This window comes from Prevotella sp. CAG:255, assembly GCF_000431195.1.
GTDB lineage: Bacteria > Bacteroidota > Bacteroidia > Bacteroidales > Bacteroidaceae > Prevotella > Prevotella rara.
This window is the reverse complement of the sequence record NZ_HF986778.1, coordinates 123,380-142,820: the sequence shown is the minus strand read 5'-3', so window position 1 is coordinate 142,820 and position 19,441 is coordinate 123,380. Positions and strand designations below refer to the sequence as shown.

The 19,441-nt window shown below is 48.8% G+C and carries 9 protein-coding genes and 3 pseudogenes; 4 read left to right on the top strand and 8 right to left on the bottom strand.

Annotated elements, in window-relative coordinates; translation table 11 throughout:
* Positions 1-374: 374 nt before the first annotated feature.
* The gene (gene nhaA, locus QVO66_RS03055) at positions 375-1,703 is read left to right on the top strand and encodes a Na+/H+ antiporter NhaA (protein ID WP_021853929.1); all 1,329 of its coding nucleotides are present in this window, start codon (positions 375-377) and stop codon (positions 1,701-1,703) included.
* A gap of 251 nt (positions 1,704-1,954) precedes the next feature.
* Here the strand turns inward: nhaA and QVO66_RS03050 are convergent, their stop codons facing one another.
* From QVO66_RS03050 to hflX, 4 genes and pseudogenes are all read right to left on the bottom strand, one after another.
* Entirely contained in the window at positions 1,955-4,861 is a 2,907-nt protein-coding gene (locus tag QVO66_RS03050) for a M16 family metallopeptidase (protein WP_021853928.1), read from the bottom strand.
* 68 nt (positions 4,862-4,929) lie between these two features.
* On the bottom strand, positions 4,930-6,756 hold the full coding sequence (locus QVO66_RS03045) for a DUF4954 family protein (protein WP_021853927.1): 1,827 nt from the start codon (positions 6,754-6,756) through the stop codon (positions 4,930-4,932).
* An 11-nt stretch (positions 6,757-6,767) separates the two neighbouring features.
* A pseudogene (locus QVO66_RS03040) lies at positions 6,768-6,935 on the bottom strand (GTPase HflX); the annotation flags it as partial.
* A gap of 330 nt (positions 6,936-7,265) precedes the next feature.
* The gene (hflX, locus tag QVO66_RS03035) at positions 7,266-8,510 is read right to left on the bottom strand and encodes a GTPase HflX (protein ID WP_021853925.1); all 1,245 of its coding nucleotides are present in this window, start codon (positions 8,508-8,510) and stop codon (positions 7,266-7,268) included.
* Positions 8,511-9,720: 1,210 nt separating this feature from the next.
* Here hflX and QVO66_RS03030 point away from each other — a divergent pair.
* The 3 genes from QVO66_RS03030 to fucO all read left to right on the top strand — a co-directional run bounded on the left by QVO66_RS03030 (position 9,721) and on the right by fucO (position 14,230).
* The gene (locus QVO66_RS03030) at positions 9,721-11,685 is read left to right on the top strand and encodes a glycoside hydrolase family 97 protein (RefSeq protein WP_021853924.1); all 1,965 of its coding nucleotides are present in this window, start codon (positions 9,721-9,723) and stop codon (positions 11,683-11,685) included.
* 225 nt (positions 11,686-11,910) lie between these two features.
* Positions 11,911-12,729 (top strand): KilA-N domain-containing protein, encoded by an 819-nt coding sequence (locus tag QVO66_RS03025; protein ID WP_021853923.1) that lies wholly within the window; start codon positions 11,911-11,913, stop codon positions 12,727-12,729.
* 346 nt (positions 12,730-13,075) lie between these two features.
* On the top strand, positions 13,076-14,230 hold the full coding sequence (gene fucO, locus QVO66_RS03020; RefSeq protein ID WP_021853922.1) for a lactaldehyde reductase: 1,155 nt from the start codon (positions 13,076-13,078) through the stop codon (positions 14,228-14,230).
* A gap of 90 nt (positions 14,231-14,320) precedes the next feature.
* Here the strand turns inward: fucO and QVO66_RS03015 are convergent, their stop codons facing one another.
* The 4 genes and pseudogenes from QVO66_RS03015 to QVO66_RS03005 all read right to left on the bottom strand — a co-directional run.
* Positions 14,321-15,589: an aminoacetone oxidase family FAD-binding enzyme gene (locus QVO66_RS03015; RefSeq protein WP_021853921.1), complete on the bottom strand. Its 1,269-nt coding sequence runs from the start codon at positions 15,587-15,589 to the stop codon at positions 14,321-14,323.
* A gap of 14 nt (positions 15,590-15,603) precedes the next feature.
* Entirely contained in the window at positions 15,604-17,175 is a 1,572-nt protein-coding gene (locus QVO66_RS03010; protein ID WP_021853920.1) for a glycoside hydrolase family 43 protein, read from the bottom strand.
* Between the two features lie 450 nt (positions 17,176-17,625).
* A pseudogene (locus QVO66_RS13710) lies at positions 17,626-17,976 on the bottom strand (type VI secretion system ATPase TssH); the annotation flags it as partial.
* Between the two features lie 3 nt (positions 17,977-17,979).
* A pseudogene (locus QVO66_RS03005) lies at positions 17,980-19,441 on the bottom strand (ATP-dependent Clp protease ATP-binding subunit); the annotation flags it as partial.

Genomic DNA, 19,441 nt, shown 5'->3' with positions numbered 1-19,441 from the left:
ATATAGAATGTTATTCGGTTCAAGCGTGGAACTGCACAGCTACGTCTTTATTCGGAGGTCGTAGGAAACCTTGCATACAGATGTAGTGATAACAGCCCACGCTATAGCGTGAGAACCACTATGCCATCTGAGTATGCAATTTGAAAATTTCCTACGTTTCCAAATACTTGATGCGCATAACGCTTCTTCTTTCTAACATGTCTTGGATAGAGTTTTCTCAATCCGATGCAAATTTACAAAAAAATAATAATCATTCTATTATTATGGAAATTTTTTCAATGTTTTTCCGTAACTTTGCCCGCATGGATAACAGCCTCTTTTGCGTCCTGCAGCGTATAGCCGCGGCAGCGTGAAGAGATAAACATTTTTTAGTTATGATGAGACAATATCAAGACACAATCAACCACAGACTGATAATGCCTTTACAGCATTTCATCAATCAGGAAAAGTCGGGCGGAATAGTGCTCGGCATCAGTATTGTTATTGCCCTTGTGCTGGCAAACTCTCCTTGGAGCGACAGCTATTTTCATTTCTTTGAACATAAGCTCGGCTTTGTGTTCAACGGCGACAACTATCTTTATTACAGTCTTCACCACTGGATTAACGACGGACTGATGTCCATGTTCTTCTTTGTAGTCGGTTTGGAACTGAAGCGCGAGTTTATTGGCGGCGAACTTGCCGACGTGCGCAACACCATATTGCCTATCGGTGCGGCCGTGTTCGGCATGATAGTGCCTGCCCTTATATATTTCTCTCTTAATGCCGGAGGCGACACGGCGAGCGGGTGGGGTATACCGATGGCTACGGACATAGCCTTCTCGTTGGCCATTCTTTATGTGCTTGGCAGCAGGGTGCCGCTGTCTATTAAGGTGTTCCTTACTACACTGGCCATTGTCGACGATCTCGGGGCGGTGCTTGTCATAGCGCTGTTTTATACTTCTGAGATTTCGTTCGCGAGCATAGCTGTCGGCGTGGTGTTCCTTCTCGCCATGTTCATTGCCAACAAGCTGGGCGTTAAGAATGTTATATTCTATGGCGTGCTGGGCATCGGCGGCGTGTGGATAGCCTTCCTCATGTCGGGCATACACGCCACTATCGCTGCCGTGCTGGCGGCATTTATGATACCGGCCGACGCACGCATATCAGAGCCTGTGTATCTGGCGCGCGCCTCAAAGCTTATCAACCGGTTCAGAGAGGCAAAGCCTAACGATGTGTCTACGCTCGAGCATGAGCAGGTGGAGATAATAGACCGCATGATGAGCGACTCGCGCGACGCCATTCCGCCGCTTCAGCGTCTTGAGCATTCTATGCATCCGCTCGTGTCGTTTGTCATAATGCCGATATTCGCGCTTGCCAACGCCGGCATATCTTTCGAGGGCATAAGCTTCGACGCCGTTATGGCCAACAACGTTGCGCTGGGCGTAATGCTCGGTCTGCTGATAGGCAAGCCCGTGGGCATTGTGCTGTCGACGGTGCTGCTGACGCGCCTTAAGATAGCAAAGGCGTCAGACACGATGACCATGCGCCGCCTTGTGGGTGTGGGCTTCCTTGCCTCGATAGGCTTCACGATGTCTATGTTCATATCAACTCTCGCCTTTGTTGACGAAACTTTCCTCATTCAGGCAAAGCTCGGAATATTTGCCGCCTCGATACTTGGCGGAGTGCTTGGCTACATACTGCTCAGAGGCGGGGAGCAGAAGTGATGTTTATATTACGGATAAAACGATGGGGCGCGCTGTGTTTATGCAGTGCGCCCCATCGTTTTTTGTTAATCCTAAGTTTGTTTATCATGTATATAATTTTGCCGTCTTGGGCGTATCGTTATGAGCCCTTTTGTCGGTTTATGAGCCGCCTGTTGACGGTTGCTCTTGATTTATGCAAATAAGTAATCTTACAGTCAGTTTGATTATGAAACAAAACCGCCCGGAACGTGTGTCCCGGGCGGCGTTGTGTATTAATATCCGAAGATTTCTTCAGTTGTAAGTCTCTTAACAGGACCAATCTTCTCAAGAGCTTTCATGTCGAGCTGTTTCTCATCGCCGAGAATCATGTAGCGGTAAGGCTTGTTTGCCATGTTCTCTTTTTCAAACTTAGCAACATCCTCAAGTGTCAGTGAGGGCACAGCCTCATAAATCTTCTTGTTGATGTCGTAGTCGATGCCGAGGTTTTCTGCGTTGATGTATGCGTTGAGAATACCGGTCTTGGTTGTGCGTGATGTGGCAAGACGCTTCATCAGTGCCTGCTTTGACAGCTCAAATGCCTTTTCAGACTGCGGCATGGTGTCCAAGATGCTGTTGAACGTGTTGATGCAGTCCATCATCTTGTCGTTCTGTGAGATGATGTATGTATAGGCAAATTCAGTGTCGTCCTTGTAGCTTGGTGTGCCGTACATTGCGAAAGCGCTGTATGCAAGGCCGCGTGCCTCGCGCAGTTCCTGGAACACAACGGTGTTCATGCCTCCTCCGTAATATTCGTTGAACAGTGCTGCTATCGGCTCCTGCTCTGCGTTCCATGTATTGCCCTCATTGTGATACTGAATCATGTATATGTTCTTTGCGTCATAAGGAGCGATGAGCACTTCGTTCTGAGCAGTCTGCTGCAGCTTATAAGGCTTGTTCTGCGGCACGTCGGCAAGCTTTTTGGCTGTCTTGTGCTTCTTGTTGATTGTGGCAGTAAGAGTCTTCATGTCCATCGGGCCATAGTACAGAATGCTGTGCTTGTAGTTCTTCAGGTCTTTTATCATGTCTACAAGTTTCTGCGGATCCATCTCCTTCAGTTCTGTTGACGACGGCATGTTGCGTGCACCATTGTAAGGACCGTACATTCCGTACTGCTGCAGTCTGTTGAAGTTCACTCTCTGGTCGAGTTTATTGTCGGCGCGCGACTTTTCAACAATGCCTACATATTTGTCATAAGCATCCTTGTCAACCTTCGCGTTGGCAATGAAGTCTTCCATGAGTGTCATGGCTTCGGTCATATTCTCTGCCAGACCGCTGATGCTTACCTGCAGGGTTCTTGAGCCTACGTTGATGCTGTAAGAGCAAGCCAGCTCGTAGAACTTCTGTTTCAGCTGCTCGGCTGTCATCTTGTCTGTGCCGAGATAGTTGAAGTATTCAGTAGCGTAAGGCAGCCACTTGTTGCTTGTCTCGCCGAATTTGTAGTAATAGTTCAGCATGAAGCGGCCATTCTCGGTGTTCTTTACGTAGAGCACTGGCAGGCCTTTCTTAGTCTCGCCCTTTGTAAGATCCTTGTTGAAGTCAACAAATTTAGGCTGTATGGGCTCTGTCTTAGAGTTTACGATCTCTGTAACAAATGCGCTCTGCAGGTCGCGGTTGGTAGGTATCGCGGTGATATGCGGCTTGTCGATCTTCTTGATAGATGTGTCTTCGCCTATACGTTTGTAAACGGCGATGTAATTATCTTTGAAGTATTTGTTTGCAAAGTCTACAATCTGCTGCTTTGTTATTTTTGAAATTCTGTCGAGTCTGCCTACCACGTCGCTCCATTTCTGGCGGTTGATGAAGGCGTCTACATACATATTGGCACGTCCCTCGTTGCTTTCAAGAGTGTTATAGAACTGCAGTTTCTTGTTGTTGATGACGGCCTTCAGCAGGTTCTCGCTGAACTCGCCCTTCTTTATCTTCTCAATCTCACCCAGGAGCAGACCCTTGACGTCGTCGAGCGACTGACCCTCCTTGGGGAATCCTGCCATTACGAATCCAGAATATTCAGCCAGCGGATAAGTGAAAGCACCGCCGCCGAGCCATTTCATCTGCTGGTCGAGGTCGAGGTCCATCAGTCCGGCCTTGCCGTTAGACATCATGTCGCAGATAACGTCGAGAGTGTCGTTCTGGAAAGATGCAGCCTTGTCGAATCTCCATGCCATGTATATGCGCTCAGACTCCTGGCCTACTACGGTTGTGTCGGCCGGTGCAGTGCGTTCTGGTATAGGCGCATATTCGGGCTGTGAGAGGTTGGGGTTGGGCTTCCATGTGCCGAAATACTTGTCGATTATGGCTATGGCCTTGTCCGGATCGAAGTCGCCGGCCATGCAGATAGCCGTGTTGTTTGGCACATAATAGCGGCTGAAGTAATTCTTGATGTTTACTATCGACGGATTCTTCAGGTGCTCCTGTGTACCGATAGTGGTCTGTGTGCCGTAGGGATGTCCGGGGAAGAGCATGGCGTTTAAGGCTGCAAACAGCTTGCGGTTGTCGTTTCCGAGGCTGATGTTGTATTCCTCGTATACGGCTTCAAGCTCGGTGTGGAATCCGCGTATTACCATGTTCTGGAAACGGTCAGACTCTATCTTAGCCCAGTTTTCAAGCTCGTTGGCAGGTATGTCCTCAACGTAGCATGTAACGTCGTTGCTCGTATAGGCGTTGGTTCCCTCAGCACCGATAGACGACATCAGCTTGTCATACTCGTTGGGGATGAAGTATTTGGCTGCAAGCTGCGACAGACTGTCAATCTGCTGATAGTAGGCGCGGCGCTGAAGAGAGTCTTTCAGAGTGCGGTAAACCTCAAAGCGGTTCTGTATAGAGTCGAGCAGCACGGCCTCTTTAGCAGCGTCGATGGTACCGAAGTTGCGTGTACCCTTGAACATGATGTGCTCAAGATAGTGGGCCAGACCTGTCGTCTCAGGCGGGTCGTTGCGGCTTCCGGTACGCACGGCGATATACGTCTGTATACGCGGCTTCTCGTTGTTTACTGACAGATACACCGTCAGACCATTGTCGAGGGTGTAAATCCTTGTGTTCATCAAATCGCCCTTGACGGTTTGATACTTGTATTCCTTGGCTGCGGCCGATAGTCCGCACATGAGAAGAAATACATAAATGAATACCTTAAAATTTTTCATTGCTGTTGTTATAATTCAGTTTTTCCTTTATTAGATTTTTTCTTCCGTTATTGTCCGCGCCTTCTCCGTTATTCTTCTTCAAGCTGCGTGATAAACTTTTCGAGCACGGCATGCTCCACGTCGCCCATGCTGTATTCCTTTTCGGCGTCTTTGCGTATCTCGCTTATCCATGCCTCCTTGGCAGCCCTTCCTTGCTGTATAATCTGCTCTATACCGCTTTCGGTAAGGTCGTCGGTGCCGAGTTGTGATGCAATGATGTTGCGTGTGAATGTTATGAGATATTCGCCGTAGCGCTCGTTTACGTTTTTCATGAACATGTCTATGTCGGCAGTGCTGCGCAGATAGCCGTTGCTTATGGCGTTCACTATGTTGCGCTCTTCCTGTTCGGGCAGCAGCATGCCAGCCAGGTCGCCCCATTCGCCCGTGCCGCAGTCGCGTCCTTCAGCCGTAAGGTCGTATCCCGCTGCGACGTCGCCGGCAAACAGCTTTATTGCCATGTCGTAGAGCCGGATGCCGCGTTCGAGCGAGTTGCGGCTTATCTTGCATCCTCCGCAGGTATAGAAGGCCGTGTCTTCACCTTGAGACTCACGCATCTGTTCAAGAGTCTTCTTGCCCGCCATAATCTCGTTTATGGTCAGCGGACTCAGCCAGTCGTGGTTTATCAGGCTCTTGCGGCTGCTCTGTATTCTCACGTCGCGCCGCGGCCACTTGCGTATGTCGCGGTATAGGCCTACGGTGGTGATGTTTATTCCGGGCACGACGAAGGTCTCCCTTCCGTCTGATATGATATACGAGAACGGCAGGCTCCTCGTGTCGGGATGGTTGGTTATCTTGCCCAGGCACACCGAGAAGGCGCCAATATTGGCCGGCAGCAGCAGATGAGAGCCACTTGCCGTCTTTGTTCCGCGTTCAAGGCATCCGTAGTGTATAGGCCCCATCTTGTAGGCATGGTTGCTGAAGTTGGTGGCAGAGCCTGCGTTATAGAACGAGAGCATGCAGCCTATGAGCAGCGTGCTCTTGTGATGGCTTGCCGAGAACGGACCGCAGAAGGCGGCGCACGCCTCGCCGTTGCTCATGTAGCAGTTGGCGAAAAACAGGCTGCTTTCGGCCGTAAATCCGTTTGTTATCTGGCATGCCTCGCCCACAAAGCAGTTGGTTATGTTGGCGCCGTTGAGTACGGCAGAGCCGTCGGTGACGATAGAGTTTTCGCATATAACGCCCGAACCAATGAACACGTTGTCCTCGAGACCCGATGCCAGGGTGCAGTCGCTTATGCGGCTTGCCCCGTTAATCTCGCAGTTGTCGCTGATGTGCGTGTTGGTTATCTCGGCCGTGTTCACTATTTTCACGTTGTTGCCCACAGTACTTTTCTCTCTCGCCCTGCGCTCAATGTCGTCTCTCACGATGCCCCTTATTGCCGCCGTAAACTCCTTGTCGGCTGCGTTGCGTATCATCAGCGCCGCCAGGTTGCTCGTCAGTCCGCTGAACAGTATGACGTTGCCGTTTCCGGCCTCGTTAAGCACGGATATGGTGTTGCCTTCGCCGTAGGTGGCTTCGGCCGTTGTCTCCATGGTGCACACGTTGCAGATGCAGCATTCTTCGCCTATGGCGTAGTTGTTTATATAGTTGCCGATATTCTCTATCAGGCAGTTGTCGCCAATGCTCACGTTGCGCAGCGTGGCGTTTCTTATACCTGAGTGCCTGACAAATCCGTTAGACACCTCAATGTTCTTTTCGAATACACCCATAAAGATTTCGCCATAGAAGTTGACGTTCTTTATGTAAGTAGGCTGAAAGTCGTCGGCCACATTAATGTTTGTCCAGTCTTCAGCCGTACATCCGTTCTCTTCAAGAATGTTAATCTCTTCGTTGGTCAGAAGTCTGTATTCGTCCATAGCATAAAGTTTTATTCGATTAAATCATTGTAGGGACACTTCAGTACGTGCAGTTCGCGCACTGTCTTATGCAGAGTGTCTCCCAGTTCTTCAATGTTAATCTTGTTTTTTGCCGAGATAAACAGGCAGTTGTCGTTCAGCTTGGCCATCCACGTCTTTTTCAGTCCGTCGAGCGTTAGTATTACATTCTGAGCAATATCTTCAGTTTCGTCAATACTCATGGAGAGAGCGCGGGCTGTTGCCACAGCTTTTGCTCTTGTTGATTTTGCTATTTGTTCGAACCCGGTCTGCTCCATATTTTGCTTTGTTTACTGTTATAACGTATTGATGTGGATATTATAAACTGCAATTAACATTTATTATAAAAGTCCTTCTTTTATTTCATATCATATAATAATATGACTTTTTGATTTTCTGTTTGCTGAACTTCAGCCGTACATCCTTTCTCCTCGAGAATGTCAATCTCTTCGTTGGTCAGGAGTCAGTATCCGTCTATGGCGTAAAGTCTTTTATTCGATTGGATACAGAAAATCGTTGTAGGGATACTTCTGTACGTGCAGTTCGCGCACCTTATTATATAGCGTCTCTCTCAGCTCGTCAATGTTAGTCTTGTTCTTTGCCGAGATAAACAGACAGCTGTCGTTAAGTTTTGCCATCCACGTCTTCTTCAGTTCGTCGAGCGTAACGTTCTCCTTCGTTGCCGGAGTGAGGTCGTCTGGGTCTTTCTCCACCCATGTGTATGAGTCTATCTTGTTGAAGATTATCATCGACGGCTTGTCGGCGCATCCGAGATCCTTCAGCGTGTTGTCTACAACCTTTATCTGCTCCTCAAAGTCGGGGTGTGATATGTCTACCACATGCAGCAGCAGGTCGGCCTCGCGCACCTCGTCGAGCGTGCTCTTGAACGAGTCTACAAGGTCGGTAGGCAGCTTGCGTATGAATCCCACTGTGTCGGCGAGCAGGAACGGCAGATTCTCAATGACCACCTTGCGCACCGTGGTGTCGAGCGTTGCGAACAGCTTGTTCTCGGCAAACACGTCGCTCTTGGCCAGAAGGTTCATCGTGGTCGACTTGCCCACGTTGGTATATCCCACGAGAGCCACGCGTATAAGCCTGCCCCTGTTCTTGCGCTGTGTGGTCTTCTGCTTGTCTATTTCGGCCAGCCTCTGCTTCAGCAGCGACATGCGCTGAAGGATTATTCGGCGGTCCATCTCGAGCTGAGTCTCACCCGGTCCGCGCAGTCCCACAGAACCTTTTCCGCCGCCCGAGCCGCTTCCGCCTCCCTGGCGCTCAAGGTGAGTCCACAGTCGCTGCAGTCGCGGCAGCATGTATCTGTATTGCGCCAGCTCCACCTGCGTCTTGGCGTTGGCTGTCTGTGCGCGCATGGCAAATATGTCGAGAATGAGCGAAGTGCGGTCAAGAATCTTCACCTTAAGTTCGTTTTCGATGTTGCGTATCTGCTTGGCCGACAGCTCATCGTCGAATATCACCATTCCGATTTCGCGTTCGGCGTCTTCCTCATCCTTTATATATTGTTTTATTTCTTCAAGTTTTCCTTTGCCTACATACGTGGTCTGGTTAGGGCCGCCCACTTTCTGCGTAAACCGCTTTACGGTTACGGCGCCTGCTGTATCTGCCAGAAACTCCAGTTCGTCGAGATACTCTTTTGTCTTGGCTTCGTTCTGTTCCTGGGTTATCAGTCCTACCAGTATGGCCGTTTCGGCTTTTACTTCAGAGATTACAAATTCTTTCATCAGTTGATTTCAATCTTTGATACATAATAAATACAAAGTTACATTTTTTATGTTGAAATACAAAATAAAACGAAACTCTTAACTCTTGCTTAACGTTACGGGCTGTTTAGCGGTGCTGACAAATTGTTTTTATTTTCGTCTAAAAAGTTATAAAATATAATCATATTCCGTAAACGTTTACGTAGTTTTTTTGACTAAACTACATATATTTTTGATTTGTGTCAATTTTTTTGTCTACCTTTGCTCACGATAATAAAGATTTTCAGAATTACATGCTACATTAATACTAAAGACTAAGACATTCAAACAGAAAGAATTTGCTCCGATGTGGTATCGGGGCATTTTTTCGTTTATGCCCCTTTGTGATTCTTTCCGTTTCGGTATAGCCGTGCGACATTAATTACGGTCAGTCTTGACGCTATGGCAATAAAAGTTTTTTTGTAAAAACTCATCACTCGTCACAAGTGATGTTAATATCCTGACAGTCAGCTTTTTATGGTGTGATGAGTTGCATTTTTAACTCATCACGGCTCATCATGCAGCATGTTTTTCGGCCGGTTTTTCATATAATTCAAGTATAATTTACGCCAAAATCAGCCCGTAATGGGAGACTGTGACGAGTTGAAAATGCAACTCGTCACGCTATAAAGTGTTGAAATACAGTGTCTTATATGCCGATGTGATGAGTGATGAGTCTGTTGAAAAATCTTTTTATCCAAAATAGTTATTAATATTTTTCCTCATTGTTGTTTCCTGTTGCCGGTTGACAGCGTCTGCGTGCGTGCAGAATTAAGACGCATGCGGTTTGATAGTCATATTTGGGCTATGTTTTTATGCCTCTGCAAAAGCATACCTTTTACGTTGCGATATGTGTCCTTTTGGCATGCAAAAGGTATGCTTTCAGACGCTGATTTGCCACCTTTTGCAGACAGGGAGATGGTGGGTGCTGCATGGGGTAGACACAGCCGGGGCTTCCGGCAGCGAGGCAATGTTTTTTATCTGTATAAATTATGTCGATTACGTGTTGTCGCGTTTGCAAATATTTTTGTAATTTTGTGGTGTCTTGTCTGCCGTTCCGCTTCTGTAGTGCAGCGTGGCAGCAGACCCTCTGGCCTTGTGTTATAGGCTTGCTGCTGAGGACATAGGGGCAGGGGTGAATCTGAATGTGGCTTAATATGATTGAAACTGAGAATAAAAAATATAGAGAAAAATGAAAAACCTGTTTATTTTATCATTCGTCTTATTGGCTTCCTTGGGCGCAGATGCAGCCAAGGTGGATGTGAAGTCGCCCGACGGCAAACTCGTTGTCAGCATATCTGATGACGGCGGAAAGCCTGAGTATGAGGTGAATTACGACGGTACGGCCATGCTCGGCAGGTCGGCCCTCGGACTGAAAACTGATGTTGCCGACTTCACTTCGGGGCTGACAATCGTAGATTCTGAAGAAAGCAAGATAGACAAGAAGTATGATATAACGAGGACAAAGACAACGGCTGTGCATTATGTGGCCAACAGGCTCGACGTGGTTTTCAGAAAAGAAGACGGCAAGAAGATAAAGGTTACGTTCTGTGTGTCGGACAACGACCTTGCATATCGCTACACCCTGTTGCCTATAGAGAGCAGCGACTGCCGCTGCGCCGTGGTATACAGTGAGGCGAGCAGCTTTAATTTCCCCGAAAACACCACCACGTTTCTGTGTCCGCAGATAGGTCCCATGACCGGATGGATGCGCACAAAGCCGAGCTATGAGGAAGACTATACGGCAGACGTACCAATGAACGTGAAGTCGGCTTTTGGCCGTGGATACACCTTTCCGTGCCTGTTCCGCATCGGCAACGACGGATGGGCGCTGGTGAGCGAGACCGGTGTTGACGCCGGCTACTGCGGCTCACATCTCAGCGACTATGCCGAGGGCCGTGGCTACACGGTGGCTTTTCCAGACAAGGGCGAGAACAACGGATTCGGGAGCGAGTTTGCCGCCATTCCCGTGCCTGGCTCAACGCCGTGGCGCACCGTTACCGTTGGCAGGACGCTGAAGCCTATTGTTGAGACAACGGTGCCCTTTGATGTGGTTGAACCGAAGTATGAGGCTTCAACCGACTATAAGCCCGGCCGCTACACTTGGAGCTGGCTGCTGTGGCAGGACAACTCGATCAACTACGACGACCAGGTGGCTTTCATCGATCTCGCTGCCGAGATGGGCTACGAGTATACGCTTGTTGATGCCGCATGGGACGTAAACATAGGGCGCGACCGCATGGCAGAGCTGAGCCGCTACGCGCAGTCAAAGGGCGTTAGTCTGCTGCTTTGGTATAACTCCAACGGCTTTGCCAACGACGCTCCGCAGTCGCCGCGCCACTGTATGAATACGGCTGTGGCACGCGAGCGCGAGATGAAATGGCTGAAGAGCATTGGCGTGAAAGGCATAAAGGTAGACTTCTTCGGCGGCGACAAGCAGGAGACGATGCGCCTTTATGAAGACATACTGAGCGATGCCAACCGCTACGGGCTGCAGGTGATATTCCACGGATGCACCATTCCGCGCGGCTGGGAGCGCATGTATCCCAATTATGTGGGCAGCGAGGCCGTGCTCGCATCAGAGAATGTATATTTCTCGCAGAGACACTGCGACCTCGAAGGCTTCGAGCTCACCATGCACCCCTTCTCACGCAACGCCATTGGAAGCATGGACTGGGGCGGAGTGATAATGAAGCAACGCATGGGGCGCGGCACCGACAGCGGCAACTATCGCCGCACGACCGACGTGTTTGAGATGGCTACGGCCATAACCAATCAGGCAAGCGTGCAGTGTATAGCCGTTCAGCCCGACAATATCGGCAGTCTGCCGCAGTTTGAGAAAGACTTTCTGAAGACCGTGCCTGCTGCATGGGACGAGACACGCTTTATCGACGGATATCCGACAAAATATGTTGTTATGGCCCGCCGCCACGGCAACGACTGGTATGTAGGCGGACTCAACGGCACCGGCAAGCCGATGACCTTGACCATCTGTCTGCCCATGTTTGCCGGGCAGAAGGTGAAACTTTATGCCGACAACAAGAAGAAAAAGGGCGAGGCCATAGCTTCGTCTGCGCTTAAAACCGTGAAGGTTGACTCTAAAGGCATGCTCAAAGTTACCATGCAGCCTTTAGGAGGCATCATCGTTACTAAATAAGAGTTATTAAATCCGCCGCCGTGCGGCTCTCTGTGCCTGCCCAGACATTGTCCGAGGCAGGCATTTTTTATGTTTTCAAGTGGTTAATTACAGCTTATAAGGTAGAAACATGTTCACAGAATACAATCATAGTAATCAAAGAATGATATTGAAAAATTGTTCCGGCTGCTATGTTTTCATAAATTATCGTTATCTTTGTGAGGAAACTCAAAAACATTGATTATAATGGTAAAAATAACGGTTCAAAACACACAAATAAATGTTTTTCACAGGGAAGACCAAGATTATATATCCCTTACAGACATGGCTTCAGCAAAAGAAGGCGACAGCAGGTCGGCTGATGTCATTAAGAATTGGATAAGAAATCGTTATACAATAGAATTTCTTGGAACGTGGGAAATTATCCATAACCCAAATTTTAAAGTGGTCGAATTTGACCACTTTAGGCGAAATGCAGGTCTGCCGTCTTTTGTACTTAGTGCTTCTGAATGGATAGAACGTACCGATGCCATCGGTATTTTTGTTAAAAAGGGACGTTATGGTGGTACGTATGCGCATAAAGATATTGCTTTTGAGTTTGGCTCTGCTATAAGTGTTACATTCAAGTTATATTTGATTGAAGAGTTTCAGCGTCTGAAGACCGACGAACTTCGTCAGTTGGGCTGGTCGGCTAAACGTGAACTGTCAAAAATCAATTACCGTATACATACAGATGCTATCAAGCATAATCTTATTCCAAATGAAGTTACTCAGAAACAAGCAAATGTTATTTACGCAAATGAGGCAGACGTATTGAATGTGGCTATGTTTGGAATTACAGCAAAACAATGGAGAGAAGCCAATCCTGATTTGAATGGTAATATTCGTGATTATGCTACCGTCAATGAGCTTATCTGCCTGTCTAATATGGAGAATCTGAATGCTGTGTTTATAGAACAAGGCATTTCTCAAAGCGAACGGCTTATAAAACTTAACCAAATAGCCATTCATCAGATGAGTATATTGGAAAGTGGTGATAATGGCGAGAGAAAATTATTGAAATAATTGAATGATTGGGTGTCATTGTATTTGTAGACGTTTATGGCTTGCTGATAGTATTTGTTTTCTTTTCATATCCAGAGGCGTAATGGCGCCGTCTGGATAATACGTTGTGATTGTTGTCTTAAAAAAAATATCAAAGTCTAAGGAAGTTATGTTCTTAGACTGTTTTGACATCCGGCAACCTTAATAATAAGTGGCAAGAAATTTTATAATCTTAGTCTTGTGAAAGGTTGTGAAAATTACCCATGTAAAGTTATAAATGTATTATCACACGCAATAATAAAATAAATTTCGTAACTTTGCAAATGAGATTATTAATTACTAACCAATATTCTTTTTATTAAAAAACATGATTAACAGATTTATTCTCAACGAAGTTTCTTACTTCGGAGCCGGTGCACGCAAGCAGTTGCCGGAAGTATTGGCGCGTCTTAATCTTCACAAGGCATTAGTTGCAACAGATAAAGGACTGTTGAAAGTTGGTACAGCAAAGATGGTTACCGACGTTCTTGATGAGGCCGGATTTGCATACGACATATACAGCGAGATAAAGCCCAACCCTACGGTTACTAACGTTAAGCAGGGCGTTGACGCATTCAAGGCGTCTGGTGCCGACTGCATCATCGCCATCGGCGGAGGCTCGTCTATGGACACAGCCAAGGGTATAGGCATCGTTGTTGCCAATCCTGAGTTTGCCGATGTTGTTTCGCTCGAGGGATGTGCACCTACAAAGAACAAGTCGGTGCCAATCATCGCGCTGCCTACAACAGCAGGTACAGGTGCCGAGGTTACCATCAACTATGTTATTATTGACGAAGAAAATCAGAAAAAGATGGTCTGTGTAGACCCCAACGACATTCCTGCCGTTGCCATTGTTGACCCCGAACTGATGTATTCTTTGCCGAAGGGACTCACCGCCGCAACGGGTATGGATGCTCTGACACATGCCATTGAGGGATATATCACAAAGGGCGCATGGGTTATGTCTGACATGTATGAGCTGCAGGCCATAAAGATGATAGCCGAGAATCTGCCTGTTGCCGTTGAGGAACCGCAGAATCCTGTAGGACGTGAGGGCATGGCTCTGGCTCAGTATATCGCCGCTCAGGCATTCTCTAACGTAGGTCTTGGCCTTGTTCACGGCATGGCTCACCCGATGGGCTCGCTCTTTGATGTTCCTCACGGAGTTGCCAACGCACTGCTTCTGCCCACAATCATGGAGTTCAACATGCCTTGCTGCATAGAGAAATATGGTGTCATTGCACGTACAATGGGTGTTGACACTACGGGCATGACTGCCGAGAAGGCTGCACAGGCTGCATGCGATGCTGTCAAGGCATTGGCCATCCGTGTGGGCATACCTCAGCATCTGTCTGATCTTGGCATTAAGGAGAGCGACATTCCCGCCCTCGCCGCTCAGGCCATTGCCGACGTATGTACTCCGGGTAACCCGCGTGACGTTACGGAGGAGCAGATCGTTGAACTGTACAAGAAGGTGCTTTAATTAGAAAAGTATCATAATAATAAAGGAACACCAGGCGCCTGGTGTTCCTTTATTTTGTTTTTTATCCAGCCTGCATTTATCTGGCTGAAACTATAGTGTCCCGTATTTTTCTGCAACAGACTTTGCCGCAACATATCCCATTGTCCATGCCGCCTGAAGGTTGAAACCTCCTGTTACGGCGTCAACGTCGAGCACTTCGCCTGCAAAATATAGTCCTTCGTGGCTTTTGCATTCAAGAGTCTTTGCGCTGATGTTGCCCAGGGCAACGCCGCCACAGGTAACAAACTCTTCCTTAAACTTGTTCTTGCCGTCTATTCTGTATCTGTCGTTTGTCAGTGTGGCCACAAGGCGGTTGCGGCCCTTGCTGCCCAGTTCGGCCCATCTCATTTCAGGTTTCAGTCCGCTCTGTGTCAGCAGATGCTCCCAAAGGCGGCTGTTTAGGTGTGCAGGGTATATGTTCGAAATCTGTTTCTGCTTGTTTTCTGCAGCCATCTCGTTTATCATGTCAGCCACCTCCGGCTCATTCATGTCGCCAAACCAGTTTATCCACAGCTCCGCCTTGTATTCGGCATCATGCAGAATGCGTGCAGCGTATGAAGAAAGGCGCAGAATGGCAGGTCCGCTCATGCCCCAATGGGTAATCAGCAGCGGTCCGGTAGCTCTCAGCTTGGTGCCGGTGAGGCCTGCGGTAACGTCGTTTACGACGGTGCCCATCAGTTTGGTGACATTGTTTTTCGGCAGACATACGCTGAACAGCGACGGTACAGGCTGCACGATGTCGAGGTTGAGGCCTCGCAGAAAATCAAGTCCACTTGTCTTCGGGCTGCCTCCTGTCGTTACCAACACGATGTCGGCATGTTCTTCCGGCGCGTTGCTTCCGCTGAAACTTATGCTGAAACGGCAGCCGTCATTGTTGTTTATTTCATTCTCGGAGATGTGTTCAATCTTGCTTACCCTGTGTCGTGTCTTTATCTTTACGCCTCTATGGTGCATCAGCCGTGTTAGTGTGCCGACAATTTCCATGGCGTCTTGCGATACAGGAAACACGCACTGGTCGTCTTGCGTTACGAGTCTTACCCCATTGCTCTCAAACCATCTGAAGGCGTCAACATTACTAAACTCGCGCAGCAGACGCTTCATCAGTCGTGATCCGCGCGGATAAACAGCCTCGATGCTCCTCACATCCCTGAACGAGTTGGTCAGGTTGCAGCGTCCGCCGCCAGTTACGGCCACCTTTGCCAGCAGCTTGTTTCCGCTCTCATATACGGTTACGCATGCTTCGGGCATGCGCTCTTTCAGGCATATTGCGGCAAAGCATCCCGCCGCACCGCCGCCTATTATGGCAATCCTTGTTGTCATTATGGGCTTATGTCTTATTTTTCTTCTTTCTTATATACAAATTTTTCTATGTCTACGTGTCCTCCCGGCTGTTTCGTGGCATAGTTAAACAGGGCATATCTTGTGCCCATGAACAGGCGGCGGTAGTCGAATTTCATCTTAAATTCTCCGCCAATAGCCGTCCATTTCTTACCGTCGGTGCTGTAATAGAATGTGGCTATGTCGCGTCCGAGGTTGAAGTCGCCGTCGATGCGCAGGAAGATCCTGTTGCCTGTTATGCTTATGCGTGCCTTCTCCTGCGTGTCAACACTGCTCACGAGATGTTCCTTCTCTGTAAGGTTCACCTGAGTCTGCGTTACGGTCAGCCATGTCTTGCTGTTGTCCTTCTCTATTGCCATTATGCCCGAGTGGCCGTTGAATGCGGCAAGTCCGGCGCGGTCGCCGTCTCTCATGCCGCTGAAGTCAATCTCTATATAAGCGCTGCATTTAGGCCCTTCCATGCGCTGTGTCAGCGTGTTGGGTGCCATATACAGATTGTCGACCACTCTACATGTGGTCAAACGCAGGCGTCCGTCGGATAACTTCCAAAAATCATTGGCCGGATTATGGTTCCATTGCCAGTGTTTCAGGTCGAGCGTGTCGCCGTTGAAGTCGTCGCTCACCACCATGTCAATGTTTTTAAAGCCCTGCACAGGCTTGTTCATCACGAAAGGCACCTTGCCGTTCACGTTGCCGAGCATAGGCCATCCGTCGGTCCAGCGGCACGGCATGAGCAGCGGCACGCGGCCTACGGCTCCGCGGTCCTGGAAGATGAAGCCATACCAGTTGCCGTGTCCGTCGTCAACGATGGTGCCCTGTCCGGCATAGGGGAAGCCGGCAAAGTTGTCTTCAAGTATCACCTTCTTCTCATAAGGTCCGGTTATCTTGTCGGCACGGTAGCACAGCTGTCGGCGCGGCTTGTCCTTCGGCCATGAAATCATGAGCAGATAATAGTGTCCGTCGTGCTTTATCACGCGACTGCCTTCGAGCAGATTGTTCTCCTCTTCGTCGCGCACGTTGAGCGTGATGTCCACGCCGCCATCCTTCTTGGCCGTAAGGTCGGCGTTGAGTTCGGTCAGTTTGCCTGTTCCGCTGAACACATACACGCGCCCGTCGTCGTCGAAGAACAGCGACGCGTCGTGAAAGTGGGGCAGGCGAGAGTGCAGCGTCCATCCCTTGCGCGGGTCTTTCGTTGTGTAGACAAATGAGCGGAACGGCTCGTCGTTGGGCGAGAACAGGGCATAGAATGTGCCGTTGTGGTATCTTATCGACGTGGCCCATTGTCCGCGTCCGTACACTGTGCCGCCCTGCATGTTGTATTTTGGCGTTTCGTCGAGCCTGTCGAATAGATAACTCACGGTCTCCCAGTTTACCAAATCTTTAGAGTGCATTATCGGTGCGCCCGGCATAAGGTGCATTGTGGTTGTTACGAGCCAGAAGTCGTCGCCGGTGCGTATCACGTCAGGGTCGGGCATATCTGCCCACACAACAGGATTCTTGAATGTCTCTTGTGCATAGGCCAGTGTGGCGGCAAGCATTATGGTCAGCGATATAAATAGTTTTTTCATGGTATTTGTCTTTTTCCGTTTTGTTTCCCTATATCTTGTCAGGCATATTATTTAATTGTATTTCTCATCAGAGTGGCTTAAATGTTATGTAAGGCACTGCTGATGTTACGTTTCTGCAAAGTTACAAATTTAATTTTACATTATTGCCGTTAATGTCTTTATTCTGTTTCAAAGTGTTGCATTGCATGGAGCTAATGTTTCTGTTTTTTGCTTTTTGGCGCAAAAATAGATGCCTTTAATCTTGTGTAACATTGATAAAAATGTAGGAATGTAGCCCAGGTACGTTCACATAATGGTATTGTCGCTTTCATATAAATTGGATGTTGGACACACCTGGGGTGCCTCCCTGCGTTATTGATAGTTATGTTGATAATTATAAAAGAAAAGGGGCGGATAAAATTACTTATCCGTCCCTTCTTTTAAGAAATGTTCGATTATGCATATTTATCCTTAGTTTCTGAACACCAGTCCTGCGCCGTTGGCGTCGATTATTATCGGTTTTTCGCGGCTAACCTCCTCAGCAAGAAGTTTCTTTGAGAGGTCGTTGAGCACATACTCCTGTATGGCTCTCTTTACAGGACGGGCACCGAACTCAGGGTCGAAGCCTGCGTCGGCAAGCCAGTTGATGGCTGCGTCGGTGTATTCGAGAGTGAAACCCTGCGGTTCAAGCATCTTCCTGATGGCGTTCATCTGCAACTTAACCACTCCTGCAATCTGCTCCTTAGTCAGCGGCAGGAACATTATTATGTCGTCGATACGGTTGAGGAACTCAGGACGTATGGTCTTCTTCAGCAGCGTCATCAGCTGGTTGTTGAGCATCGACTGCTCATGGCTGTCGAGTTTTCCACCGTGTTTCTCCAAGTCTTCACGTATCAGCTGGCTTCCAAGGTTAGAAGTCATGATGATGATAGTGTTCTTGAAGTTTACGGTACGTCCCTTGTTGTCGGTCAGACGGCCGTCGTCGAGCACCTGAAGCAGGATGTTGAACACATCCGGGTGGGCCTTCTCAATCTCGTCGAAGAGCACAACCGAATAAGGTTTGCGCCTTACTGCCTCGGTGAGCTGTCCGCCCTCGTCGTAGCCAACGTATCCCGGAGGCGCTCCGATAAGACGGCTGACGCTGAACTTTTCCTGATATTCGCTCATGTCTATTCGCGTCATCATGGTCTCATCGTTGAACAGATATTCGGCCAAGGCCTTTGCAAGCTCAGTCTTACCTACACCGGTAGTACCGAGGAAGATGAACGAAGCTATCGGACGCTTCGGGTCTTGCAGTCCGGCACGGCTGCGGCGAACAGCGTCGCTCACTGCCGTTATTGCCTCTTCCTGGCCTATAACACGTTTGTGCAGTTCCTCCTCAAGGTGCAGCAGCTTCTCGCGCTCGCTCTGCATCATTCGCGTTACGGGTATTCCCGTCCAGCGGCTTACCACCTCAGCTATATCGTCGGCAGTAACTTCCTCGCGCACCATTGCCTCGCCGCCCTGCGTGTTGCGCAGCTGATCCTGAATGTTCTTGATGTCGTCTTCAAGCTGTTTCAGACTGCTGTAGCGTATCTCTGCCACACGCTCATAGTTGCCTTCACGCTCGGCGCGCTCAGCCTCAAACTTCAGCTGCTCTATCTGCTGCTTGTCCTGCTGAATCTTGTTGACGAGAGCCTTCTCGCCTTCCCATTTGGCGCGGAACACCTTTTCCTGATCTTTCAGTTCGGCAATCTCTTTGTCGAGCTGTTCAATCTTAGGCTGGTCGTTCTCACGCTTGATGGCCTCGCGCTCAATCTCGAGCTGTTTCAGCTTACGCGTAATCTCGTCGAGTTCCTCAGGTACAGAGTCGCGCTCCATTCTCAGCTTAGCTGCAGCCTCGTCCATAAGGTCGATGGCCTTATCAGGCAAGAAACGGTCGCTGATGTAACGCTCCGACAGTTTTACGGCTGCTATGCAGGCATCATCCTGAATACGCACCTTATGGTGATTCTCGTAGCGCTCCTTCAGACCACGCAGTATGCTTATTGCGCTAAGCTCGTCAGGCTCGTCAACCATGACGGTCTGGAATCTCCTTTCAAGAGCCTTGTCCTTCTCAAAATACTTCTGATATTCGTTAAGTGTCGTTGCACCTATGCTGCGCAGCTCGCCACGCGCAAGCGCAGGTTTCAGAATGTTGGCGGCATCCATAGCGCCTTCGCCTCCTCCGGCACCAACCAGCGTGTGGATCTCATCTATGAACAGGATGATACGGCCGTTGCTGTTGGTAACCTCCTTGACGACGCTC